The organism is Photobacterium sp. WH77, assembly GCF_022014395.1.
Lineage (GTDB): Bacteria > Pseudomonadota > Gammaproteobacteria > Enterobacterales > Vibrionaceae > Photobacterium > Photobacterium arenosum.
The window spans coordinates 1-24,371 of record NZ_JAKLTE010000022.1; the positions used below are offsets into that span (position 1 = coordinate 1).

Here is a 24,371-nt window from a genome sequence, read left to right on the forward strand (position 1 = left end):
ATCAAACAATGCCAAGTAAGCCACTGAACTCAAGCGCGACATACCTCAAACTCTGATACAACAACTCGTTGCCGTATCCGCTGCATGGATTCCCGCTTGCGCTGTAATGACGGGCTGAAAATGTACATTGATAGCACTCCCACAGGGAAAAATTCAGGACGAATTTTTAGGTTGTCGGCGCCGGGAGCGCCTACAACCGCCCCGGACCACACCAAAGAACAAAAAGGGCTTTCTGGGCACTCTTTATCCCTATAAAGAGTGTCTGGCGCGCATCGCACAATGCCAAGAAAGACTCCGGACTCAAGCGCGACATACCTCCGCTTCACCAGAAACTTCAGCCACGACGCAAGGCGGGAAAAGTATTCCCGCCTCGTGATTGCGCGTTTATCACAATGCTATCACGATTAGAAACGGCCAGAACTGACAGTTAAGCACCGAAGTCGAAATCAAAGGTCTGGTAAAAAGCATTGCCGGTATTGACAACCAACCAGAGCAAAACGACGACGTGATGGCCCTTTTTATTTTCAGGCAGTGCCACTTGATGATGCGTTTTAGCCGGGAGTTCATGCTCCCAGTGTGGGGCTTCCGGATAGATATCTTCGTAAAATGGCTTGGCTTCAAGCTGAGAGCGGGAAATCGCCTGGTCCGGATTCCAGCCATCTTTGGTGATGAAAGCCACGTATCCACGGGTTTTATGAGCTTCGGTATACACCCACTCGACGTCGACAATCTTATTCGATGGTACTGGAATCTTAGGCCAGGCTGTTTTCCCCTCTGCAATCAGTTCCTTGTCGGTGAGGTTGAGCTTCTCACGTACATCCAGGTGACCACCGCTGCAAATCAAGCCATCTTCGGGCGGCTGTGCGCTGGGGTCATCGGTAGCTTCATAGAAGGCAGGGCCACCGGTTATATCGGGGAAGTTCTTGCCACCTTCCAGTTCGTTGACATACCACTCTTGCAGGCCCCACCAACTTTGTTCCACCGCAACGACACCGCGTGAGGGTGGGTTGATAGCACGGCCGTGCTTCGGAGAAATGTTACCGACATTGGGAGATTTTTGAATCATGACTGATCTAGCCTCTTGTTGTTTGTAAGGTCACTTTCAGTTATAGATTAAGATTAACAATATGCATCATGTTTCATTTGATTTTGTGAAAATGTTGAAGTCACTCGAAAGTATGGCAGTTGGAGGATCCCGCCAGTGGCGGGTAAACAGGCACTGTGCTGACAGGGAGACACTTCTGTCGGTGCGTCACTTTCTTTCCTTGGCTATTGTTGGCAAATCTATAAAATAGCCCCTTCGTTTGTTGGGCGGAATATCACGTTCTGCCCGGTGTCGCCAAATCCGGCGTACTGACGGCTTTGCCGGTCAGGCCGGGCTGATGAAGGAAGATTGCATGATCCAGAAGCTGACAGGCTGTCGTGACATATGTGGTGCCTGGATGCGCTGGCTCGGTGTCGGACTGTCTTTCTTCTGCACCTTCAGTGTGATGGCTGCACCAGACAGTCAGGTCATTATTATCGGCGCGGATCACAACTACCCGCCTTACGAATTCATTAATGAAGACGGTGAGCCGGATGGCTACAACACCGAGCTGACCCTGGCGATTGCCGAACTGATGGGCATTAATATCGAGATCAAAATGGGGGCATGGAATGATATTCGCCGCCAGTTTGATCAGGGCGAGATTGATATCGTGCAGGGTATGATTCAGTCCAGTGCCCGGCAGGCGAGATACAGTTTTTCGCCGCCCCATGCCATAGTGCATCAGTCGGTGTTTGCCCGAAAGGGCACCCCCTTTGTGGCCAGTCTTGATGACCTGGCGGGCAAATCCGTGATTGTTCAGCGCAGCGGGGCGATGCACGATTACCTGAGCAATCAGCAGCCGGGTGCAAACCTGGTGCTGGTGGACTCTCACGCCGATGGACTGCGTTTGCTGGCCTCCGGTCAGCATGACTACGCGCTGGTGGCGAACCTGCCGGGTCTGTATACCGGCAAGGCGTTGGATCTGTCGAATATCATTCCGGTAGGAAAACCTTTTGGTGCCCAGCATTACGGCTATGCAGTGCGAAAAGGCCATGAAGATTTACTGGCCCAGTTCAGCGAAGGGCTGGCGATTTTGAAAAACACCGGCCGTCAGCAAGCTATTTACGACAAATGGCTGGGCCCGCTGGAAGCGCCGGGGATCAGCTGGAAGAAACTGGGCATGGCTGCCGCCACGATTTCCGCCCTTCTGCTGCTGGTGCTGGGGGGGATCATGATTTGGAACCGGGCGCTGAGCCGGGAAGTGGCCCGGCGGACCAAAGCGCAGCAACTCCAGCAGCAACAGCTGATTCAGGCGGATAAAATGACCTCGCTGGGCATTCTGGTGTCTGGCATGGCCCATGAGATCAACAACCCCAGCAGTTTGCTGCTGCTGAATTTACCCATTCTCAAAGACGCGTATCAGGATGCGGAAGACATTCTGGATGCCCATTATCAGCAGTATGGCGATTTCACCTTAGGCGGGCTGGCCTACAGCCGGATGCGGGAGGAAATTCCCTCCATGCTGGATGATATGCAGGCGGGGACCCAGCGGATCCGCCGGATTGTCGATGACCTGAGGGATTTTGCCCGCCAGGAACCCAGTGCGCTCAATGAAGTGGTGGATCTGAATCAGGTCACGGCGGCGGCGATTCGCTTGGTCGACAGCACCTTATCGACATCGACCCATCACTTTTCTGTCGAATACGGCGATCAGCTGCCGTGTTTTGAAGGCAACGGCCAGCGGATCGAGCAAGTGATCATCAACCTGATCATCAATGCCTGTCAGGCGCTGACGTCACAGCAACAAAGCATCAGGGTGACGACAGGTTTCAATCCGGCAGACAATGTGCTGATCCTGGAAGTCTGCGATCAGGGGCTGGGCATCGACCCTGAGCATCTTCCTCATTTGAGTGATCCTTTCTTTACCACCAAGCGTGAGCAGGGCGGGACGGGCTTGGGGCTGTCTATTTCATTCAGCATAGTGAGTGAACATGGCGGCACGTTGAAATATGACTCTAGACTACAACAAGGCACTTGCGTGACGCTTGCGCTGCCAGCCTTGAAAGGGACAACTGTTTAATGAAGACAAATCGCTATCCTGCATTCGGTGTCTTGCTGGTGGATGATGAACCGGCCTTTCTGCGCAGCCTGAGTATCGTGCTGGAGCGGCGGGGCGGCATCAATCATATCGTCCAGTGTCAGGACAGCCGCGATGCCATGGCCATTATTGAACAGGAAAATATCGGCCTGGTGCTGCTGGATCTGACCATGCCGCACCTGTCCGGCGAAGTCTTGCTGCAGCAGATCAAGGCTGAATTTCCTGAAGTCGGCGTCATTATTATCAGCGGGCTGAATCAGGTCGAAACGGCGGTCAACTGTATCCGGCTCGGTGCTTATGATTACTTCGTGAAAACCACAGAGGAAAACCGGCTGATCGAAGGCGTGAAACGGGCCATTTTGCTGCAGGAAATGCGCGAAGAGCACAACGCGCTGCGGCGCCGGTTTCTGACTGACACCCTGGAGCGGCCGGAGGCTTTTGGCGACATTATTACCCGTGATAAAGGCATGCGCTCAGTGTTCCAATATCTCGAATCGGTAGCGCCAAGCAGCCAGCCTGTGATGGTGTGCGGTGAGAGTGGTGTTGGTAAAGAGCTGATCGCCCGGGCGCTGCATACCCTGAGTGAGCGTGCCGGGCCGCTGATCAGCGTGAATGTCGCCGGACTGGACGACAATGTGTTTGCCGACACCTTGTTTGGTCACCACCGCGGCGCGTTTACCGGTGCCGATAAACCCCGCGCTGGTCTGATCGAACAAGCGGCAGGTGGCACCCTTTTTCTCGATGAAATCGGTGACTTGAGCCAGACATCACAGGTCAAGTTGCTGCGCCTGATTCAGGAAGGGGAATACTATCCCCTCGGCAGTGACAGGCCGAAACGTCTCAACGCACGGATTGTGGTGGCCACGCATCAGAATCTGGTGCAGAAGCAACAAAGCGGCGAGTTCCGCAAAGACCTCTATTACCGTTTGAAAACCCATCAGGTGGATATTCCGCCCTTGCGCCAGCGCCGTCAGGATATTCCTTTGCTGCTGGAACACTTTTTACAGGAAGCGGCCGATGAGCTGGGCAAAACCAAGCCGACCATCCCGAAAGAGCTGCCGGTGCTGCTGGCAAACTATGCCTTTCCCGGCAATATCCGTGAGCTGAGGGCGCTGGCGTATGATGCCATGAGTCAGCACCGCTCGCGCATGTTGTCCATGGAGGTGTTTCGCCGGGTGCTGGATCAGGACAATGACGTCAGTGAGATGGCTGCAGGAAACAGCCTGACTATGTTCGATCCGGAGCAGTCTCTGCCGACCCTGCAGGAAATGGGCGATTTACTGATTCAGGAAGCCATGCGCCGGGCGGAGGGCAATCAGTCTCTGGCGGCGAAGTTTCTGGGGATCTCGCAGCCCGCGCTCAGCAAGCGACTGAAAAAATCTCAGCCGGAATAATCACCGCGCATCAGGCTTCACTGGGTCGGGCTGGCTGAACCCCTATAACCAAAGTAAAGGTTATAACTTTGTAAATAGTCAATAAGACCATGTTTTATAAAGGAAAGGTTCGGGTTTGTCACTCGAGCCTATTCCTTTGGTTATACCCCTTCTTAGGTTGGCCTATTTCTCTTTTGTTATCTTTTCTAAATAAAAAACAATGACTTGTATTTGCTTTGATGTTTGGCATCATGCTTGCATTAATCCTGTTCCTGTATGTATGGGCTCAGCCCATCCTGACGTGTAAACAATGACAGCTAAGCAGAAACGGGGACTCACCCGACTTCTGTCAATTGGATAAGGAAATAACATGGAACAAGCTCACGAGGAGCCAACCCCGAAAGGTATGTGGGGCGGACTCGCCTTATGGAAGAAAATTCTGGTCGGTATGATTCTTGGGGTCATCGCGGGCAGCCTGCTCGGCCCGGATGCAGAAATCCTCAAGCCTATCGGCACTCTGTTTATCAATGCCATTAAAATGCTCATCGTGCCTCTGGTGTTCTGCTCTTTGGTGGTCGGCGTGACCTCCATGCAAGATACCCGCAAGATGGGACGAATTGGCGCCAAAGCCATTGTGATTTACCTCTCGACCACAGCAGTGGCCATCAGTATCGGTCTTGGCCTGTCCAGTATCCTGGCACCGGGTGCCGGCTTGGAGATGACGGCAACAGCGGCGGCGGCAGAAGCGAAAGAAGCGCCGACTCTGGTTCAGACACTGCTCAGTTTAATCCCGAACAACCCTATCAGTGCACTGGCAACAGGGAACATTCTGCAAATCATCGTATTCGCTCTGGGCCTGGGTGTGGCGCTGAACTTGTGTGGTGAGAAAGGAAAACCTGCCGTTCAGGTGTTCGAAAGTCTGGCTGAGGCCATGTACAAGCTGACTGAACTGGTCATGAAGCTGGCGCCTTACGGTATCTTCGGTCTGATGGCCTGGGTGGCCGGTAAATACGGTCTGGAAATCCTGTTGCCACTGTTTAAAGTGATTGCGGTGGCTTACATCGGCAGCCTGCTGCATGTACTGCTGTTCTACCCGGCGGTGATCAAAGTCTTCGGTCGTCTTAACCCTATGCCTTATATCAAAGGGATTGCGACCCCGGCTGCAGTGGCCTTTACCACCACCAGCAGTTCAGGCACCTTGCCTGCCAGCATTAAATGCGCCCGTGAAGAGCTGGGTGTGTCTAAAGGTGTGTCCAGTTTTGTTCTGCCGTTAGGCGCGACCATTAACATGGACGGCACGGCGTTGTATCAGGGTGTGGCGGCGCTGTTTGTCGCACAGGCATTTGGTATTAACCTGGAGTTTGCCGACTATGTTGCCATAGTGATGACAGCAACGCTGGCTTCCATTGGTACCGCCGGTGTACCGGGTGCCGGCCTGATCATGCTGTCGCTGGTACTGACCACAGTTGGCCTGCCAATGGAAGGTCTGGCGATTGTCGCCGGTATTGACCGTATTCTGGATATGGCTCGTACCACTGTGAATGTCTGTGGCGATCTGATGGTTGCTGTCCTGGTTGGTCGCAGCGAAGACGAGCTGGATACTGAAGTCTATAACCGCAGTACAGAGAAAACGACCCTGACGGCGAGCGAAGATATCGCTTAATCCTCGTTGAGCTCTATAGAGAGATAGGCCAGCCGCAAAGGCTGGCCTTTTTTATGCGTGCGACTTTTTACACAGGCGGCTTTTTATACAGGTGACTTTTTATACGGGCGAATAGGTTTTGTGGACAGAAACTGAGGAAAATCGTGCAAGAGTTTGTAAATTACACTGGGTAGGCAATGCATTTTCAGTGTGATGGATAAAAGACAATATTCAGACCAGGATCATATTCCTGCCCATTGAGCGATCTCGCCAGAGTGCAGGCTAACAGGCTGCTTATACAGGTGTTTATTGGTTTCATGCACAAGTGATGCATAAAGTGCCGGTTATTAAGCATTCCGGGCTGATAAGAATAAATAGCCTTTTTTTGCAATCTCTTCAGCTATGCATTAATTGCATTGTTGCTTACTTTTATGCATTTCCCTTTAAGGCTCAAAACGACGATTGTATGAAGCACTTAGCCGCCATAAGAAGCTGAAGATGGCTCGTATAAGCGGCGAAGTGGTATCTCTTTCCTACCCATGAGTTTAAGGTGACCGCTATGCTTGATACTGTCCAGCAAGTACGTATTGAAGAAGATCTGTTAGGCCAGCGTGAAATTCCCGCTTCTGCTTATTACGGCATTCATTCTCTTCGCGCTTACGAGAACTTCAATATTTCTTCAATGCGTATTTCCGACGTGCCAGAGTTTGTTCGCGGCATGGTCTTTACCAAGAAAGCGGCAGCACGTGCCAATATGGAGCTGGGCAGTATTCCGTCGGAAGTGGGCCAGTACATCATTCAAGCCTGCGATCTGATTCTGGAAACAGGTAAATGCATGGATCAGTTCATCTCTGACGTGTATCAGGGCGGCGCAGGTACTTCTGTGAACATGAACACCAATGAAGTGATCGCCAATATTGCGCTGGAGCTGAAAGGCCATGCCAAAGGCGAGTATCACATCATTAACCCGAATGATCATGTTAACAAGAGCCAGTCGACCAACTGTGCTTACCCGACAGGCTTCCGTGTGGCTGTGTATAACAGCATTATCAAGCTGGTGGGTTCTATTGAGCATCTGCAGGCGGCGTTTGATGCCAAAAGCGAAGAGTTCAGTGATGTGCTGAAGATGGGCCGTACTCAGTTGCAGGACGCCGTGCCTATGACGGTCGGACAAGAATTCCACGCTTTCAGTATCTTGCTGAAAGAAGAAATCAAAAACCTGAAATATTCCGCGGCTTTGCTGCTGGAAGTGAACCTGGGTGCCACCGCGATTGGTACCGGCCTTAACGCCCCGGCCGGATATCAGGAACTGGCGGTGAAATATCTGGCAGAAGCCACTGGTCTGGACTGTGTACCGGCAGAAGATCTGATTGAAGCGACGTCTGACTGTGGCGCTTACGTGACAGTGCACGGCGCGCTGAAGCGACTGGCGGTTAAGATGTCGAAAGTCTGTAACGATTTGCGTCTGCTGTCATCGGGTCCGCGTGCCGGTCTGAATGAAATTAACCTGCCGGAAATGCAGGCGGGTTCCTCCATCATGCCAGCTAAAGTAAACCCTGTGATTCCGGAAGTGGTGAATCAGGTGTGCTTTAAAGTGATCGGTAACGACACCACAGTGACCTTTGCGGCAGAAGCCGGACAGTTGCAGCTGAACGTGATGGAGCCGGTGATCGGCCAGGCTATTTTCGAGTCGATTGAACTGCTGAGCAATGCCTGTATCAATCTGGCGGACAAATGCATCTCGGGTATCAAAGTGAACCGCCAGATTTGTGAAGATTATGTCTTCAACTCTATCGGTATCGTAACTTACCTGAACCCGTATATCGGCCACCACGAAGGCGATATCGTCGGTAAGATTTGTGCTGAAACCGGTCGTAGCGTGAAAGAAGTTGCGATGGAGCGTGGCCTGCTGAGTGAAGAGGAGCTGAACGATATTTTCTCTGCTCAGAACCTGATGCGCCCGAGCTACAAAGCCAAGCTGTACAGCTGAAAGAATGTAATAACTGAAAGAATATAAAGAACAATAAATAAAAGGTCTTGAAACCCTACATCCTTTACCTCCCTTGTTTTCAAGGGAGGTTTTTTTATTTCTGGGGGACAGTGATTGTCAGTCCCTGCTCATCAGGCCATCAATCGGGCTGATCTTACTCAGCGCACTCCAGATGGCTTCGCAGGTCGGGTGGAGCCGGGAGTGATAACGGTAAATGTACAAATCCAGCGGCACGGGCTCCCGTGCGGTAAGTATCTGTAGCCGTCCGGCGGCCAGCTCATCTTTGATGGCGTAATCCGGTAACCAGCTGATGCCTTTCCCTTGCATCACCAGGGCTTTGATGAAATCTGTCATTGATGAGGTACAGACAGTATTCGGCGTTAATGTCCGGTTGGCGCGTTGCAGCGCCCGGCCCATGTAACTTTCCGGGGTATAGTCCAGCGACGGCACGGCGTCATTGTCTGCGGGATCAAAGAGTGGTTTACCATGTTCATCGACCGCCGACACGCAGTACAGATAAGAGCGCCCCAGATAAACAGAACGGTAAGGCGCCATTTGCAGGCTGTCCTCATAGAATGAAAACAGAAAATCGCATTTACCGTCGATCAGCTGTTTTACCGCGTCATCCACCTCATTGGCTACCACAGAAAGCTGAGTGTTTAAGGTCGGGTTAAACAAACAGGCATGCAGCTTAGGCAGCACACTGATCGCCATGGAATGCGAAGAGCTGATCCGCACGGTATGACGACCCAGAAATGAGCTGCCAGCCAGACGGCTCACTTCGTCATCCAGTTGCTGAAGAATCGACAGCGCAGTCGTTTTAAACTGCTTGCCTTTCAGTGTCAGCTCGATGGGGGTTTTGCTGCGATCGATTAAATTCAGCCCTAGTTCGGCTTCAAGGGATTTTATCCGGCGACTGAAAGCCGGCTGCGTCACATTACGTACAGCGGCTGCATGGGAAAAGTTACGCAGTTCGGCCAGTGTCAGAAAATCCTGTAACCATTTCGTTTCGATATTTTTCATTATATAAGTGGCTGTTTTATCGAATAATCATTTGTATTTACGGCTCAAAATGAACCGTTGCCGGATAAGATTACCAAAACCATGATAATGCCTGCCATCTTTATCTGAAATCATTTGTGTTGCGGCACGAGCTGACCTGATCGATCAATACAGAATATGTGTGATGTTGCATTTTGTTGGGAACAATCTGCCCAAAGTGCTATCAAAGAACAGGATTGGATCACAGGAGGGAAAGGGATGTTCAAACGCTTAGTGTTTATGGTAGCTGCTGTCTTTTCAGTGGCGTCCTTGCCGGCTTTGTCAATGGTGACGGAAGCGGTTAAACGGAGTGATGGTTCGGAGATTACCTATTATCTGACCGGGCGTGGCAGCGACAGTTTGCTGGTGCTGATTCAGGGTTCAGACTGCAACAGTGTTTTTCATAATAAAAATATCAATGATAATTTTAGCCAGGTGATGGCAGGTGCCGACATTCTGACGGTAGAAAAATACGGGATTGATAACGGGTTGAGCTGGAATAGCGATCCGCAGCGGACGGACTGTCCTGACGCCTATCTGAAACAGGATTCTCCGCTGCAACGGGTGGATGATTACCTGACGGTGCTGGATAAACTGGATCAGGATAATCGTTATGCCCAGATTATCTTGCTGGGGGGCAGTGAAGGGGCGTTGGTGGCGAATCTGCTGGCTGCGAAGAGTGATAAAGTGACCGCTGTGGTGGCGTTAAATGGCGGTGGGCGTTTTTTCATCGATGATGTGCTCTACAACATGCAATCTCAGATGCCACCGCAGGCATTCAGTGAAGCAGAACAAGGGTTCAGGCAGTTTGCTGAAGCCGTGCTGCAAAGTAACGAGATGGACACGGCTGTCAGTGGGCACGGTTTCAAATGGTGGAAAGCGATGCTGACGGCTGATCAGCAGCAGATACTGCAAACGATTGATGTTCCTGTTCTTTTGATTCAGTCGGAAGAGGATACCAATGTGGATCCGCACGCTTTCGAATCTATGGTCAGGGCATTAAAGAAAACCGCCCCCCACATTCAGCCACATACCTATGCTGGCCTTGATCATGCTTTCAATGATGCACAGGGCCAGAGCCAGGTTGAACGCGTGCTGGCAGATATCAAAGCCTGGATTGGTGGCAGGGTGCAATCAGTGAACTAAAGCGCACAGCTTCATGTCTAGCGCTGATAAAGCTGCCAATACGATTAACTGGCTATGGATAAAATCATTGTGCAGGTGTGATTGAAAACGCTATAAACAGCAAACCAGATCAATATCGAAACAGGAAGTTGGGTCCCCGATGAAAGTACATTTTTTAGAAGACAGCTGGTCAGACAGTCACGGTGTGGCAGAGCATCAGGACGTTCCCTCAGTGCTGGATGTGTTGCTCCAGTTGCGCCCGCAGTACGACAGCGCCGCTTTACAGGCGCAGATCACCAAGCAGATGGCGCAGGGCTATCAGGTGGTTTACGTCAAGTCGGGCGATCAGGTGATGGGGGTAGCAGGTTTTGTGGTGTCAGAAAAGCTGGCCTGGGGCAAAGCCATTTATGTGGATGATCTGGTGACGGCTGAGCAACACCGCAGCAAGGGGGTCGGCGAATGTTTGATTGACTGGTTTAAAGTGTACGCAAAAGAGCAGGGGTGCCGGCAACTGCATCTGGATTCAGGCGTGCAGCGCTTTGCGGCGCATAAGTTCTATTTACGGGAAGGGTTTCACATTGCCAGCCACCACTTTTCGATGACAGAGATAAAGTAAATCCGAGAACAACGGAAGCTTTCGCTTCCGTTGTGTTTTTCTGAAATTACAGGCTTGCCAGAATGGTTTCTGCCTTGCTGACTTCAAATTCTTTCGGTGCTTCTACGTTCAGCTGTGTGACAACACCGTTGTCGATGATCATCGCATAGCGTTGTGAACGCAGGCCGCCGAACTTCGCGGTGTCCATCTCCAGACCCAGCGCTTTGGTGAAGCTGCCGTCACCGTCTGCCAGCATCATAATTTCTGAAGCATTTTGTGCTTCGCCCCAGGCTTGCATCACAAAGGCATCGTTGACTGACACGCAGGCAATGATATCCACGCCTTTGGCTTTCAGCTGATCTGTCAGCACGACATAACCTGGCAGGTGAGATTCCGAGCAAGTCGGCGTGAAGGCACCGGGAACCGCAAACAACACCACTTTCTTGCCTGCAAACAGATCTGAAACGTCATGGTTGACCATACCGTCTTTGGTCAGTTCACCCAGTGTAGCGGCTGGCAGAGTCTGGCCTTGTTGAATCATGGTATTTTCCTTTCGTTTTTGGAGTTCAACTCAGTCTAGTCTGATTTGATATGAATAAACACAGATAAATCCTACGGGATTCAGGCTACTATTTTCAGCCTGATCAAAAATATAGGCAAAGATGACAGACCAAAGACGACAGACAGAGAAGGCTTATCGACAGAGCAGTTAAATGGCATTGCTTTGAAGGTTCAAAAATATTTTCTTCGCGGGTGGCTAAGGAGATGAATATCGGTATGCGATGCTTAGTTATGAATTTGATTACAGATAGGCAAAGATGAAACAGCCAGAAAAGGGGCTTCTTTTCTGGCTATCGGATAACTGATTTAGTCAGCTTTTTTCACCCGGATTTTGCTCTTGGCAAGCAGTGTCTGGTTCAGGCTGGTTATTGCTGCTTTGGCTTGATCCTGATCCGGCATTTCGACGAAAGCGAAGCCTTTGGAATGGCCGGTTTCCTGATCTAACACCAAAGTGCACTCTGTGACTTTGCCGTGTTCAGAAAACAATTTACGGATGTCTTGTTCAGTGGTTGAACGAGAAAGGTTACGAACTAAAAGTTTCATGATGGGTCGTTTTATTTGAAATGACCGCGGCATTCTCTCAGCTTACCGACCAGAGTGAAAGTAATACTTTGGGGCGGATGCATTGTCTCCATGCCGGATGGCGAAATATTCTGTATACTCTTCCCCGTTACCAACACTGCCACCGAAGAAAAGCTTATGACCCGCGAACAACCGAATAACCCCCTGCACGGCCTTACTCTGGAAAAAATCTTAACCCAATTGGTTGATCATTATGGGTGGATGATTCTGGCGTGCGAAATCGATATTAACTGTTTTAAAAATGACCCTTCCATTAAATCGTCACTGAAGTTTTTACGCAAAACGGACTGGGCGAGAGCAAAAGTGGAAAAGTTATATATTTCAACGTTCAGCTGATTGCAACATCAGGGAGGCATTATGCCTCCCTGATGGTTTCTGTTACCTGCTCGTCACTGCTGCCAGGATTTCAGCAGTTCAGCGTATTTAATGGTCACGCCTTTGGGCTTCTCGTTAGCCAGCCTGGCTTTCGGTGCACCGGGTTGGGCCAGCCAGTAGGCGGCATCTCTTGGCTTATTGAGTTTTGGGCCACATTCCCCCTGCACATTGGCACGTTCCAGACGTTCCAGCACGCGATCCTGTGCGGTTGCCAGCCCGTCCAGTGCCTGCTGCGGGGTTTTCTCGCCGTTCGCGGCTTCGGCTATGTACTGCCACCAGAGCTGAGCCAGCTTCGGATAGTCAGGCACATTGGTGCCGGTTGGCGTCCACTGAACCCGTGCCGGGCTGCGGTAGAATTCAACCAGGCCACCCAGCTTAGGCGCCGCTTCTGTCATGATGTCAGAATTGATGTCTGACTCACGAATCGGGGTCAGGCCGACCAGGGTTTTCTTCAGCGAGACGGTTTTCGCTACGGTGAACTGCGCATATAACCAGGCGGCTTTGCGGCGCTCGGGATCGGTGGCTTTCATCAGCGTCCATGAGCCGGCATCCTGATAGCCCAGTTTCATTCCTTCTTCCCAGTAGGGGCCTTTGGGCGATGGGGCCATACGCCATTTAGGCGTGCCGTCCGGATTCACCACTTCCAGCCCGGGTTTGGTCATATCGGCCGTGAAAGCGGTGTACCAGAAAATTTGCTGAGCGATATTGCCTTGTGCGGGAACGGGACCGGCTTCAGAGAAGGTCATGCCCTGGGCTTCTGCGGGCGCGTACTTGTTCAGCCATTCGACGTACTTGGTGGTGGCATAGACAGCAGCCGGGCCATTGGTAGCACCGCCCCGCTCGACGCCGGAGCCAACCGGACGACAGCCTTCCACCCGAATGCCCCATTCGTCCACGGGTTTACCGTTCGGCAACCCTTTATCCCCTGCGCCCGCCATGGAGAACCAAGCATCGGTGAAGCGCCAGCCAAGCGACGGATCTTTTTTACCGTAATCCATGTGGCCGTAAACGCGTTTGCCGTCGATTTTTTTCACATGCTCGGTAAAGAATTCAGCAATGTCTTCATAGGCAGACCAGTTAACCGGCACACCTAAGTCGTAATCGTAGATCTCTTTAAACTGTTTTTGCAGATCTTCGCGTTCAAACCAGTCGGCCCGGAACCAGTACAGGTTGGCAAATTGCTGATCGGGAAGCTGATAAACCTTGCCGTCCGGCCCTGTGGTAAAGCTCAGGCCGATAAAATCGTCCAGATCCAGCGTGGGTAGTGTAACGTCTTTCCCTTCCCCTGTGATGTAATCGCTGATCGGAATGACCTTACCGTAGCGAAAGTGGGTACCAATCAGATCGGAATCATTGATATAGGCGTCGTAGATACTGCGGTTAGATTGCATTTCGGTCTGCAGTTTTTCCACCACATCCCCTTCCTGAATTAAATCATGGGTCACCTTGATGCCGGTGATTTCCTCAAAGGCTTTTGCCAGCACTTTTGATTCATACTCGTGGGTGGTGATGGTTTCAGAAACCACTTTGATTTCCATGCCGCGGAAGGGTTTGGCGGCTTCAGTAAACCAGGCCAGCTCTTTCATCTGGTCGTCTTTGCTGAGCGACGACTGCGCAAACTCATCGTCAATCCATTTCTTCGCCGCATCGCTGTATTGATCAGCCAGTGCTGCCGGCGAAAGCAACAAGCTGATGATCAGTCCTAATGTAGTCGGTTTAGGTACAAAGCGTGTCCGGTTCATGCGTGAACTCCTTAGTCTTGTATTATCCCCAACGCAGCAAAATGGCCAGCCATAACACAGATAACGTAAACGGTATCCATATCGACAGGTCAGTGATGCCAAGGAAGAGCAGGTGTATATAGGCACTGCTGAGCAGGCCGATAAACAGTCGATCTCCCCGGGTTGTGCTGATGGGCAAAAAGCCTTTGCGTTCAACACAAGGTTTGAGGATCTCGAAGACGGTCATCGTCAGCAAAATGCCGGCGATAGAAATAAAGAACAGTGCGCTGGGCAGGGTCCAGGCCATCCAATTCATTATGATCTCCTTTCCGGTATCATGCTAAACACGGCCAAGGGCAAAGCCTTTGGCAACATGGTTGCGAACAAACCAAATCACCAGCAATCCGGGAATGATGGTGAGTACACCAGCTGCGGCAAGCACGCCCCAGTCAATGCCGGAGGCGCTGACAGTACGGGTCATGGTGGCGACAATCGGCTTGGCATTAACGGATGTCAGGGTGCGGGCCAGCAGCAGTTCGACCCAGCTGAACATGAAACAGAAGAAGGCGGTGACCCCAATGCCTGAGCGGATCATGGGCAGAAAAATACGGACGAAAAAGCGCGGAAAGCTGTAGCCGTCAATGTAAGCCGTTTCGTCAATCTCTTTCGGTACGCCCGACATAAAGCCTTCCAGAATCCACACCGCCAGCGGCACGTTGAACAGGCAGTGCGCCAGTGCAACGGCAATGTGGGTGTCGAACAGCCCGACAGAGGAATAAAGCTGAAAGAAAGGCAACAGGAACACCGCCGGCGGCGACATACGGTTGGTGAGCAGCCAGAAGAACATGTGCTTGTCGCCAATAAACCGGTAGCGCGAAAAGGCATAGGCGGCAGGCAGGGCGACCAGCAAAGAAATCACGGTATTCATCGAGACATAAGTCAGCGAATTGATATAACCGCTGTACCAGGAGGGATCGGTAAAGATCACTTTATAATTGGCCAGTGTAAATTCAGTCGGCCAGAAGGTCAGTCCGCCGAGAATTTCCTCATTGGTTTTGAATGACATCATCAGCAGCCAGTAAATCGGCAGCAGTAAAAACAGGATGTACAGCAGCAAAATGAGCGTTTTACGCTTGTGCATGATTATTTCTCCTTATCCATGGCTGTCATTGAGGTGTAGAACAGCCAGCACACCAGCAGGATGATCAGGAAATAGATGATGGAGAACGCCGCGGCAGGGCCAATATCAAACTGACCTACCGCCATTTTGGTCAGGGTTTGCGACAGGAAAGTGGTGGCGTTGCCGGGGCCGCCGCCGGTCAGTACAAAAGGCTCGGTGTAAATCATGAAGCTGTCCATAAAGCGCAGCAGTACACCTATCAGCAGCACATTTTTCAGCTTGGGCAATTGTATATAGCGGAAAACCGCCCAGTTGGAGGCCCGGTCAATTTTGGCGGCCTGATAATAGACATCGGGAATGGCGCGTAAACCGGAATAGCACAGCAGCGCGACCAGTGAGGTCCAGTGCCAGACGTCCATCACCAGCACTGTGACCCAGGCATCGACAGGGTTGGATGCATAGTTGTAGTCAACCCCGATATTGCTCAGAAACCAGCCGAGCAGACCGATGTCAGCCCGGCCAAATATTTGCCAGATGGTGCCGACCACGTTCCAGGGGATCAGCAGCGGGATTGCGAGCACTATCAGTACCAGTGACGCTTTGACCCCTTTGCTCGGCATAGTGAGCGCGACGAGAATACCGAGCGGAATTTCGATCAGCAGCACGCAGGCTGAATAGATAAACTGACGCAGCAGCGAATCATGCAGGCGCGAGTCATTGAGAATTTCTTTGTACCATTCGCTGCCAACGAAATAGGCGGTGTTTTGATCGAAAATATCCTGTATCGAGTAATTCACCACTGTCATTAAGGGAATGATGGCGGAAAAGGCCACCAGCAGAAAAACGGGTAATACCAGCCACCATGCTTTGTTATTGTCGGTTTTATGCTGCATTGTCACCGCCTCCCAGCTCGTCTTTACCACCGTTTTCACTGTCTTCGCCGACCAGATACTCATCGATATACAGCTTCAGCCATCGGCTGGGAAAATTGATCCAGCCTTGGTGCGCTGGTACTGGCGAGCCTTCGGCAAGCCGGATTTTGACCGGGGTATCTGCCAGCATGACGGTGACGATTTTGTAGGTGCCAAGATCTTCGGTATGAGTGACAGTAGCGGCGAAACCGGCCTCTTTTTGTGTGTCCCGCAATTGAACAAATTCAGGGCGTATCCCGACTTTGATGTTCTCTGACTGGGTCTGAGCCAGGGCGAGTTGCTGGCTGGCGCTCAGGGCAATCGGTAACCCGTTGAAAGCCACTTCTGTGGACTCTTTGCTTCTTGTTACCGGCAGTAAATTCATGCCAGGACTGCCGATAAAGTAGCCGACAAAGGTATGGTTAGGCTGCTCAAACAGTTCGCGTGGCGTGCCAAACTGGACAATGGCGCCGTCGTACATCACGGCAATTTTGTCGGCAAAAGTGGCCGCTTCCAGCTGATCATGGGTGACATAGACCATAGTGATATTGAACTGCTCATGGATTTGCTTGAGTTTTCGCCTCAGCTTCCATTTCAGGTGCGGGTCTATCACGGTCAGCGGCTCGTCAAACAAAATGGCCGAGACATCATCACGAACCAGGCCTCGTCCCATCGACACTTTCTGCTTTTCATCGGCATTGAGGTTACGGGCTTTTTTGTCTAGCACTGGTGTCAGTTCGAGAATATCGGCAATTTCCTGCACTTTACTGCGGATTTTTGCTGCCGGTGTTTTCATGTTGCGCAGCGGGAAGGCCAGGTTGTCAAACACTGTCATGGTGTCGTATATGACAGGGAACTGGAAAACCTGGGCGATATTACGCTCCTGAGGCGCCAGCCCGTTCACCGTCTGACCGTTAAACTTTACCGCCCCTTCCGAGGGCGTCAGCAGGCCGGAAATAATGTTCAGCATGGTGCTTTTTCCGCAGCCGGACGGGCCAAGCAATGCAAAGGCACCGCCGTCTTCCCAGACATGATTCATACGGCGAATGGCGTAATCCGCATCGCTGGCAGGGTGCGCTGAGTAACTGTGCGCCAATGATTCCAGACGAATTTCTGCCATTATTGTTTCTCCCAGCCTGAACGGGCAGCCTGTATCAGCTGCCGTTCTTTTGAAAACACATAAAGCTTATGGGTGGGCACATAAATATTGATACGGCTGTCGACTGCGTACTCATGCACGCCGGGGAGATGCAGCACCATAGCCAGTTCCCGGTTGGACACATGAAGAAAGGTTTCACTGCCGCTGATTTCGGCCAGTTCGACATCCACCGCCAGCTCAAGATCGTCATCGTTGTTCGGCACTAAGGTCAGGTGATTCGGCCGGATGCCGAAGACATAGTGATCGGGCTGCAGATCGCTTAAATCATCGTTCAGGGCAAAGTGGACGTGTTCGGAAAATGACACATTATCCGCGCTGATTTGCCCTTTGATCAGGTTGATCGGTGGTTCGCCAAACAGCTCGGCGCAGGTCACACAGGCCGGGTTGTGGTAGACCTCAGAGGTCTGCCCCGACTGAATGATCTCTCCCTCATGCATGAGCACCACATTGCCGCCCAGAGCGAGGGCTTCGTTGGGTTCGGTGGTGGCATAAACAGCAATAGTATTTCGGGAGGCAAACAGCTCTCTCATTTCCTGTCTTAACTCTTCGCGCAATTTGTAATCGAGATTGACCAGAGGTTCGTCGAACAAAATGATATCGGCATCTTTGACCAGCGCACGGGCCATGGCGGTACGCTGTTGCTGACCGCCTGATAATTCAAGCGGGTAGCGTTTGAGGAAATCTTCAATGTGCAGCATCTTTGCGGTCTGCATAACACGTTCATCAATCTGTGCTTTTGGCAGTTTTTCCAGTTGCAGCGGAGAGGCGATATTTTCGTAAACCGTGAGATTGGGATAGTTAATGAACTGCTGGTACACCATGGAGATATTGCGTTCACGGACCGGAAGTCCCGTCACATCGCGGCCATTGAAAGAAATGCTCCCCGTCGTGGGTTTATCTAAACCTGCAATTAAGCGCATCAGAGAGGTTTTTCCAGCCAGCGTGCGGCCCAGTAATACATTAAAGGAGCCGGGCTCAAGCATCAGGCTGGCAGTTTTTATCCAATCTAGCCCGTCTACCGTGCGGGTGATTTTGTCCAATATGAGCGACATGTCCGTTCTGGCTCCCTGTGTGTGACTCATCAGCACTACGCTAAAAACATGCCACCTTTATTTAACATCCTTGAGCATTGACTATCTTTATGATTCACAGGGTATTTTGTCTTTACTGCCTTGTTTGTTATTCGTTAACAACATGTTGGATATGTTGATTGTTAACATTGTGTGAACAATAGTTAACGTTCAGGAATGTGTGTTTGGACTGGCTGCGGCCAAATAGCAATGAGAGCGGAAGCAAAGGTCGACATGGATAACAGATTGCAAAGCGATGATCGCCTTGTCTGCGAATCCTGGCAGCGTTGCCGGGATTACGGATTGGACAGTCAACAGACTCCTGAATTAACCCTTGCCAACCCCTTGCACTGGCAGCAGAAACGACAGCTGGCAGAGGTGATGGTATCTGTCACCCGCGAGAAAGTGTTACCCGGTTTTCAGAGCATGCTCGCCAACAGCAGCAGTTTAGTCATCCTCACTGATCATGAGGGGTATTTGCTGGAGCGTTGGGGGAATCCGTCTTTCATGCAGCAAATGGCACCGGCATTATTTGAACCCGGAGCCTGCTGGCAGGAGAAAGTGATAGGCACTAATGCGATTGGCACAGCCTTGCACACGCAGCAGATTACCGACATCCGCCGTGATGAGCATTTCCTGCTGCAAAACCGTTTTATGAACGCTTCGGCATCGCCCATTGTTGATCCGCATCGTCAGATTGTGGGAGTACTTAACGTCTCCAGCGATGCTTACCTGCCAACGACCCAGGTACATGGCATGGTGAAAGTCATGTCCCAGGCGATTGAAAATCAGCTGATTCTTGCCGCTTATGGCCAGCACTTCTGGCAATTTGTCTTCAATACCAGTCCTGATAATCTGGGCAGTCAGTGGGCCGGACTGCTGGTGTTTGATTTTCAGGGGCAAATTGTCTCGGCCAACCGCCGGGCTGATTTGTTGTTAGGTAAGCCATTGGCTGGCATCACCATAGACATGGTGGCCGGTATGTCCCTGCAGGCGCTGATGGCAACACAGCAGGACGCCACACTGACATTCAGCGGGCTGACGTCTTTTCCGCTGTTTGCCCGGATAAACGCCCCGGCTGAACCGTCTGTTACTGCGCCCTCTGGCATTGTCTTTCCCCGCCATGCAGCCCGGGAAACACCACAGTGTGAGCCCTCACTGACGGATCTGGATACGGGCGATAAGCAAATGGCAAAAGCCGTTCATCAGGCGATGAGTGTGCTCAACAGTGATATTCCCTTATTGATACACGGCGAGACCGGCGTGGGAAAAGAGCGTTTTGTGCGCGCTTTTCATGCCTCTTCGCATCGGGCAGCGTTTGATATGGTGGCCGTCAACTGTGCCGCCATTCCTTCTGAGCTGGTGGAATCCGAGTTGTTTGGCTATGTCAAAGGGGCTTTTACCGGAGCCAACCCCAAAGGCAGCATGGGACTGATCCGTGGTGCCGATAAAGGCACGCTGTTTCTGGATGAAATTGGTGATATGCCGCTGCCGACTCAGGCCAGGCTGCTGCGTGTGCTGCAAGAAAAACGGGTAATGCCTTTAGGCAGCAGTGAAAGCTATCCGGTGGATTTTCAGCTGGTCTGCGCCACGCATCAGTCACTGCGTGATGAGATAAAAGCCAGACAGTTCCGGGAAGATTTATATTACCGGATCAACGGCCTGACTGTGGCTCTGCCTGCTCTTCGTGACAGACAGGATATGGCGCAGCTTGTACTGTCTGTGCTTGATGAAGTCTGTGACGGTGATCGCCATGTCACTGTCAGTGACGAGGTCATGCAGCTGTTCGATTCGCACAACTGGCCCGGCAATATCCGCCAGTTACACAATGTGCTGCGGGTCGCTACTGTGCTGGCGGCAGGTAAGGTGATTGAGCCCCAGCATTTGCCGGATGATTTCTTCTGGGATCTCAAAGGGATCGCCCGCATCGCCGACGACATTGATGACGAACTGCTGGAAGAAGACTGGCAGACCGCGTTGCCGAAAGTGTACATGGCGCTGGGCCGCAATGTGAGTAAAACCGCGGAAGCAATGAGCGTGAGCCGAAATACTGTCTATAAACGCTTGAAGCAACTGGGCTTGTGGCATGATGGCTGATCAGCATCAGTCCTGTAATTACAGTATGATTGTGGCTGTCAGTTTTTAAGCAGGGTAAATAACATGTACATCGGCGCGGTATCCAAGCGGACAGGATTGTCAGTCAAGGCCATCAGGTTGTATGAAGACATGGGCCTGATTCGCGTTCCGCTTCGTCAGGGTAATTACAGGGTATATACCGAGACGGACGTCGAGGTGCTCCAGCTTATCAAAGAGGCCAAGCAACTTGGCGTGACCCTGAACCGGCTGAAAGGCGTGATACGCTACCGGGATGGTGACGTGGACTGGGATCGTATTCATTGTTTCTTGCTTGATGTCAGGCAGCAACTGATGGCAGAGCAAGCATTGCTTGAACAGAAAATAAAACGCGTGGAGCTATGTCTCCGATCTATGGATGGTTGCCCGCAGACAGCTTGACTCTGCCCTATAGGGGAGGCTTTACACTCATGATTGATTCTGGACAACAAGGAAACATCATGAGCAAAAACATTCTGTTACTGAATGCCAACCCCAAAGCGGAAAGCTTTGCCAAGTGCCTCGCGGATGCGTATGACATTGAAGCGCGGGAGCACAGTAGCGTGCGTCGTCTGAACCTGTCGGAGATGCACTTCAACCCCAGTCTTGACTCGGGTTACGATGCGGTTCAGCCGCTAGAACCCTGCCTTCAGCATTTCCAGGAATTCCTGCGGTGGGCCGAACATATCGTGATTGTGTCACCTGTGTGGTGGGGCGGGCTACCCGCTAAATTTAAAGGCTTAATTGACCGAACCTTCTTGCCGGGATTTGCTTTTCAATTTGAAGGTGATAACCCGGAGCCGGTGCAGTTGCTGACAGGAAAAACAGCCAGGATCATCCTGACCATGGATGCTCCGCAGGACTTTCTGACGGTACAGGCCGCCCCGGTTCTGGCACAGCTGGATCAGTTTACGCTGCAGTTCAGTGGCGTCAGCGCAGCTGACACCAGCTTGTTCGGCTCGGTGATACTGTCATCAGAATCAGAGCGTGCCGAGTGGATTGCGACAGCGAAACGGTTGGGTTCGCAAGGCGTGTAACCGCGGTGTTGAGGTAAAGTGTGCGGGCATTTTCTGCCCGCTATGTTGATGATGTTGCATCCGCTTTCTAAAAAAGAAAGTTGCTGGTACTCAGGGCGTGATTAAAGCTTCATTAGCGAATGCGTGGTGTAATAAAGCGATAAAATCACTGGTATCAGAGAAATGCGTTGTATTGATCTTGGAAATCGCGATACCCGGTGTCCAGGAGTTCATGACAGCGGCAGCCTGAAAACAGAGTAAGTTGGTTTCAGTGATATTTTGCTCTTGTTGCGGTATCTGCATTGCGTCCAGCTGACGCTGCACTATCTGCATTGTGGTGCCACGCAACTTTGCCCCCTTGGGCCAGATCACTGCTTCACCGTCCCAGAAGGCGAGATTCCAGATACTCGCTTCAGTTAGCCGGCCCTGGTTATCCGTGAATATGGCGTCATCGAATCCTTGGTTAACTGCTTGACGCATCAAATGGGTTTTTGCAATTTCCCCGACATGCTTAATGGAAGGCAGTATTCGTTCATGAGCAAAGGTTTTCATGGTTAAAGGGCCGTGGGGACCGTCACTGGCTGCAGACTGGCGAATCAGTATGTTTAACCTTGAACTATCCTCTCGGGGAGTAAACTCTCCGCTGTCAGAATACACATAAACCATCAGAGAGCGATTGTTCTCTCCGGACCGTAAGACGTCGCGAATCTGATGAAGAATGGCCTCGTTACTTAACGATTTTCCGAATAAATGGTGCGAGGCTTGTTGCAGGCGTTCAATGTGCAGGTCGAGTCCCCGAATTTTTCCATTGCGCACTTGCATGGCAGTAAAGTGGGCATGACCAGCAAACGTCAGCGCTGATAATTGAGATCCGGTAGCCAATTGCCCATTGATGACGGCTGTAGCTTGATTTGGCATGAGTTTTCTTGCCTCCATAAGCGTGAGTTTATTGATTGAAAGAAGCTGAACACTGGGAGGAATATTGATTTATTGCGTCGGGAAAGAGAAACAAGTATTACTTGAACCTGCATTTGATAATTTTTGATGATTGATGAACAGTAAATTCATACCGGGAACCAGAGCATTACGGATATTTGTTGCAGCAGGAAAGCATTTACATTTCTCAAAAGCGGCAACAGAAGTCAGCCTTACACCAGCGGCAGTGAGTTATCAGATCAAGGAAATGGAAGAACAACTGGGTTTTTCTTTATTTAAAAGAAACAGCCGCTCCATTCAATTAACCCCAGAGGGGAGTATATTGTTTACCGCTGTTTCTGAATCTCTCGATAATATGGAACAGGCACTCGGCTCTGCCAGAAGGATTAACAAGCATAGTTCGCATCTTACTTTGTCAGTCGGCGCCAGATTTGCCACATACTGGCTATTACCTAAACTCGGAGAATTTAAACAATTGAGGCCAGATTTATCGATAACGTTAGACATCACGGATGACGTCAGAGATTTTGGTCGCGATGGTATTGATATGGCTATCCGGTTCGGTAATGGCCGATATCCTGATTGTGTGGCAAATAAGCTATTTGAAACGTCAGTTGTCGCTGTCTGTAGTGCCGAATTTTTAGCAAATCATCAGGATATAAATAAACCGGAAGATCTTCTCAGACTGCCGCTAAGTTATGTCAACTGCACGGTAAATGGGCAAACTTGGCCTGACTGGAAAAGGTGGATGAGCCAGGCAAATGTCAATGCATTCGATAATAGCCAGAGTATTGCGTTCTCTGATCTCAACCATGTGATCCAAGCGGTTCAGGATAATGTCACTGTGGGCTTGGTTGAACCTAGACTTGTCTCAAACCAGCTATCGCAAGGGTCATTCGTGCAACTGTTTGATCTGACGATGAAACTACCCGATGAGTTTGCGTATTACTTTGTTTATCCGGAAAGCAGTGAGAAAGAAGAAGCAGTGGCTGATTTTTTGAGTTGGTTATTTACTGTCATTGAAAGTCATCAAGGGGAGAATATCGCAGTTGGCGAAGCGAAACATCAGGCCTCTGGAAAGTGAGTCCGTTGTGGTAAAAAAATCCTGTTAAACTCAGTAGATAAACTACCTGAATGCCAAGGAGGCACAATGCAGCAGCGACAAGACAGAATCGGCTTTGCCGTGCTGGGTGTTTGTATATTACTGGGGCTGACTCTGTTGGGCTATTTGCTTGGTCATGCTGCACTGACCTATAAGCAGCTTGACCGCAGTGTGACAGTCAAAGGGTTATCAGAAAGAGAATATCCGGCCGATATCGTGATATGGCCGATACAGTACAATGTCGCGAGTAATGATTTAACCGAGCTGTACCAGATGCTGGATGGCCAGACATCGCAGATCCGATCTTACCTGCGGGGCAATGGCATAGACGTTGATGAGATTTCTGTCTCCACTCCTGCGATCACGGATAAATCTGCCCAGCAATATGGCAGTGATGTGCAGGCGCAGTACCGTTATACCGCGATGCAGACCGTCACTGTGTACTCTACCCATATTGATACGGTACGTAATGTCATGGGATCGCTTTCTGAGCTGGGTAAACAAGGCATAGTTTTTACCGGCGATGCGTATCAAACCCAGACCGAATACCTGTTTACCCGCCTGAACGCCATTAAACCTGAGATGATCGAAGAAGCCACCCGCAATGCCCGTGAAGTGGCGCAGAAATTTGCCTCGGATTCTGACAGCACACTGGGAAAAATCCGAAAAGCGACTCAAGGCCAGTTTTCAATCAGTGCGCGGGATAAAAATAATCCGCACATTAAAAAAATCAGAGTGGTCTCGACGGTCGAATATTATCTTTCTGATTAAAGAGGCCACGCGCAATACAATACGACGCAGCCGTGTGCTTCTGC

Annotated in this window: 23 protein-coding genes; 12 read left to right on the forward strand and 11 right to left on the reverse strand. The window is 51.0% G+C overall.

The features are described 5' to 3' along the window. Positions 1-427 precede the first annotated feature (427 nt). Positions 428-1,066, reverse strand: a complete 639-nt coding sequence (locus tag L6J37_RS17800; RefSeq protein ID WP_237796095.1) for a lytic polysaccharide monooxygenase auxiliary activity family 9 protein — start codon at positions 1,064-1,066, stop codon at positions 428-430. A 331-nt stretch (positions 1,067-1,397) separates the two neighbouring features. Between L6J37_RS17800 and L6J37_RS17805 the strand changes: the two genes are divergently transcribed. The 4 genes from L6J37_RS17805 (at position 1,398) to aspA (ending at position 8,130) form a co-directional block, all read left to right on the forward strand. Beyond that, positions 1,398-3,107 carry a transporter substrate-binding domain-containing protein gene (locus L6J37_RS17805; protein ID WP_237796096.1) on the forward strand — a complete coding sequence of 570 codons (1,710 nt, stop codon included), beginning with the start codon at positions 1,398-1,400 and terminating at the stop codon, positions 3,105-3,107. Next, on the forward strand, positions 3,107-4,519 hold the full coding sequence (locus L6J37_RS17810; RefSeq protein ID WP_218386208.1) for a sigma-54-dependent transcriptional regulator: 1,413 nt from the start codon (positions 3,107-3,109) through the stop codon (positions 4,517-4,519). The genes L6J37_RS17805 and L6J37_RS17810 overlap by 1 nt, the downstream gene beginning before the upstream one ends. Positions 4,520-4,868: 349 nt before the next feature. Next, positions 4,869-6,161 (forward strand): dicarboxylate/amino acid:cation symporter, encoded by a 1,293-nt coding sequence (locus L6J37_RS17815; RefSeq protein WP_237796097.1) that lies wholly within the window; start codon positions 4,869-4,871, stop codon positions 6,159-6,161. 538 nt (positions 6,162-6,699) lie between these two features. Continuing rightward, complete coding sequence (gene aspA, locus L6J37_RS17820; protein WP_192016204.1) at positions 6,700-8,130, forward strand: aspartate ammonia-lyase; 1,431 nt, start codon at positions 6,700-6,702, stop codon at positions 8,128-8,130. Between the two features lie 117 nt (positions 8,131-8,247). Here aspA and L6J37_RS17825 read toward each other — a convergent pair whose 3' ends face one another. After that, the gene (locus tag L6J37_RS17825; RefSeq protein ID WP_192016205.1) at positions 8,248-9,153 is read right to left on the reverse strand and encodes a LysR substrate-binding domain-containing protein; all 906 of its coding nucleotides are present in this window, start codon (positions 9,151-9,153) and stop codon (positions 8,248-8,250) included. 237 nt (positions 9,154-9,390) lie between these two features. On the opposite strand from L6J37_RS17825, the gene L6J37_RS17830 reads away from it, so the two are divergent. Beyond that, positions 9,391-10,317 (forward strand): alpha/beta hydrolase, encoded by a 927-nt coding sequence (locus tag L6J37_RS17830; RefSeq protein WP_237796099.1) that lies wholly within the window; start codon positions 9,391-9,393, stop codon positions 10,315-10,317. A gap of 139 nt (positions 10,318-10,456) precedes the next feature. Continuing rightward, positions 10,457-10,912: a GNAT family N-acetyltransferase gene (locus L6J37_RS17835; protein WP_237796101.1), complete on the forward strand. Its 456-nt coding sequence runs from the start codon at positions 10,457-10,459 to the stop codon at positions 10,910-10,912. Positions 10,913-10,958: 46 nt separating this feature from the next. Here L6J37_RS17835 and L6J37_RS17840 read toward each other — a convergent pair whose 3' ends face one another. Continuing rightward, entirely contained in the window at positions 10,959-11,432 is a 474-nt protein-coding gene (locus L6J37_RS17840; protein ID WP_237796102.1) for a peroxiredoxin, read from the reverse strand. Positions 11,433-11,758: 326 nt separating this feature from the next. Further along, positions 11,759-11,995 (reverse strand): RNA recognition motif domain-containing protein, encoded by a 237-nt coding sequence (locus L6J37_RS17845; protein ID WP_237796103.1) that lies wholly within the window; start codon positions 11,993-11,995, stop codon positions 11,759-11,761. Between the two features lie 156 nt (positions 11,996-12,151). On the opposite strand from L6J37_RS17845, the gene L6J37_RS17850 reads away from it, so the two are divergent. Beyond that, positions 12,152-12,370, forward strand: a complete 219-nt coding sequence (locus tag L6J37_RS17850; protein WP_192016301.1) for a VF530 family DNA-binding protein — start codon at positions 12,152-12,154, stop codon at positions 12,368-12,370. A gap of 53 nt (positions 12,371-12,423) precedes the next feature. Here L6J37_RS17850 and L6J37_RS17855 read toward each other — a convergent pair whose 3' ends face one another. Genes L6J37_RS17855 through L6J37_RS17880 form a run of 6 tightly spaced genes read right to left on the reverse strand, consistent with a single transcriptional unit; the run spans position 12,424 to position 18,372 of the window. Further along, complete coding sequence (locus tag L6J37_RS17855; RefSeq protein WP_237796104.1) at positions 12,424-14,151, reverse strand: ABC transporter substrate-binding protein; 1,728 nt, start codon at positions 14,149-14,151, stop codon at positions 12,424-12,426. A gap of 22 nt (positions 14,152-14,173) precedes the next feature. Next, the gene (locus tag L6J37_RS17860; protein ID WP_192016210.1) at positions 14,174-14,446 is read right to left on the reverse strand and encodes a DUF2160 domain-containing protein; all 273 of its coding nucleotides are present in this window, start codon (positions 14,444-14,446) and stop codon (positions 14,174-14,176) included. A 24-nt stretch (positions 14,447-14,470) separates the two neighbouring features. Continuing rightward, positions 14,471-15,271 carry a carbohydrate ABC transporter permease gene (locus L6J37_RS17865; RefSeq protein ID WP_237796105.1) on the reverse strand — a complete coding sequence of 267 codons (801 nt, stop codon included), beginning with the start codon at positions 15,269-15,271 and terminating at the stop codon, positions 14,471-14,473. A gap of 2 nt (positions 15,272-15,273) precedes the next feature. After that, positions 15,274-16,143, reverse strand: a complete 870-nt coding sequence (locus tag L6J37_RS17870; RefSeq protein WP_192016212.1) for a carbohydrate ABC transporter permease — start codon at positions 16,141-16,143, stop codon at positions 15,274-15,276. Further along, on the reverse strand, positions 16,133-17,281 hold the full coding sequence (locus tag L6J37_RS17875) for an ABC transporter ATP-binding protein (protein ID WP_237796107.1): 1,149 nt from the start codon (positions 17,279-17,281) through the stop codon (positions 16,133-16,135). The genes L6J37_RS17870 and L6J37_RS17875 overlap by 11 nt, the downstream gene beginning before the upstream one ends. Then, positions 17,281-18,372: an ABC transporter ATP-binding protein gene (locus tag L6J37_RS17880; protein ID WP_237796108.1), complete on the reverse strand. Its 1,092-nt coding sequence runs from the start codon at positions 18,370-18,372 to the stop codon at positions 17,281-17,283. Before L6J37_RS17880 ends, L6J37_RS17875 begins: the two co-directional genes overlap by 1 nt. A 252-nt stretch (positions 18,373-18,624) precedes the next feature. Here L6J37_RS17880 and L6J37_RS17885 point away from each other — a divergent pair, with 252 nt between their 5' ends. From L6J37_RS17885 to L6J37_RS17895, 3 genes are all read left to right on the forward strand, one after another. After that, entirely contained in the window at positions 18,625-20,487 is a 1,863-nt protein-coding gene (locus tag L6J37_RS17885) for a sigma-54-dependent Fis family transcriptional regulator (RefSeq protein WP_237796109.1), read from the forward strand. 63 nt (positions 20,488-20,550) lie between these two features. Continuing rightward, positions 20,551-20,904 carry a MerR family transcriptional regulator gene (locus L6J37_RS17890; RefSeq protein WP_237796110.1) on the forward strand — a complete coding sequence of 118 codons (354 nt, stop codon included), beginning with the start codon at positions 20,551-20,553 and terminating at the stop codon, positions 20,902-20,904. A gap of 59 nt (positions 20,905-20,963) precedes the next feature. Continuing rightward, on the forward strand, positions 20,964-21,539 hold the full coding sequence (locus L6J37_RS17895; RefSeq protein ID WP_237796111.1) for an NAD(P)H-dependent oxidoreductase: 576 nt from the start codon (positions 20,964-20,966) through the stop codon (positions 21,537-21,539). Positions 21,540-21,629: 90 nt separating this feature from the next. Here L6J37_RS17895 and L6J37_RS17900 read toward each other — a convergent pair whose 3' ends face one another. Then, positions 21,630-22,436, reverse strand: coding sequence for an aminotransferase class IV family protein (locus L6J37_RS17900; RefSeq protein WP_237796113.1), 807 nt, complete (start codon positions 22,434-22,436; stop codon positions 21,630-21,632). Positions 22,437-22,569: 133 nt separating this feature from the next. Here L6J37_RS17900 and L6J37_RS17905 point away from each other — a divergent pair, with 133 nt between their 5' ends. Both L6J37_RS17905 and L6J37_RS17910 read left to right on the forward strand, forming a co-directional pair. Further along, positions 22,570-23,538: a LysR substrate-binding domain-containing protein gene (locus L6J37_RS17905; protein ID WP_237796114.1), complete on the forward strand. Its 969-nt coding sequence runs from the start codon at positions 22,570-22,572 to the stop codon at positions 23,536-23,538. 66 nt (positions 23,539-23,604) lie between these two features. Next, positions 23,605-24,327, forward strand: a complete 723-nt coding sequence (locus L6J37_RS17910; RefSeq protein WP_192016221.1) for an SIMPL domain-containing protein — start codon at positions 23,605-23,607, stop codon at positions 24,325-24,327. The last annotated feature ends 44 nt before the right edge of the window (positions 24,328-24,371 follow it).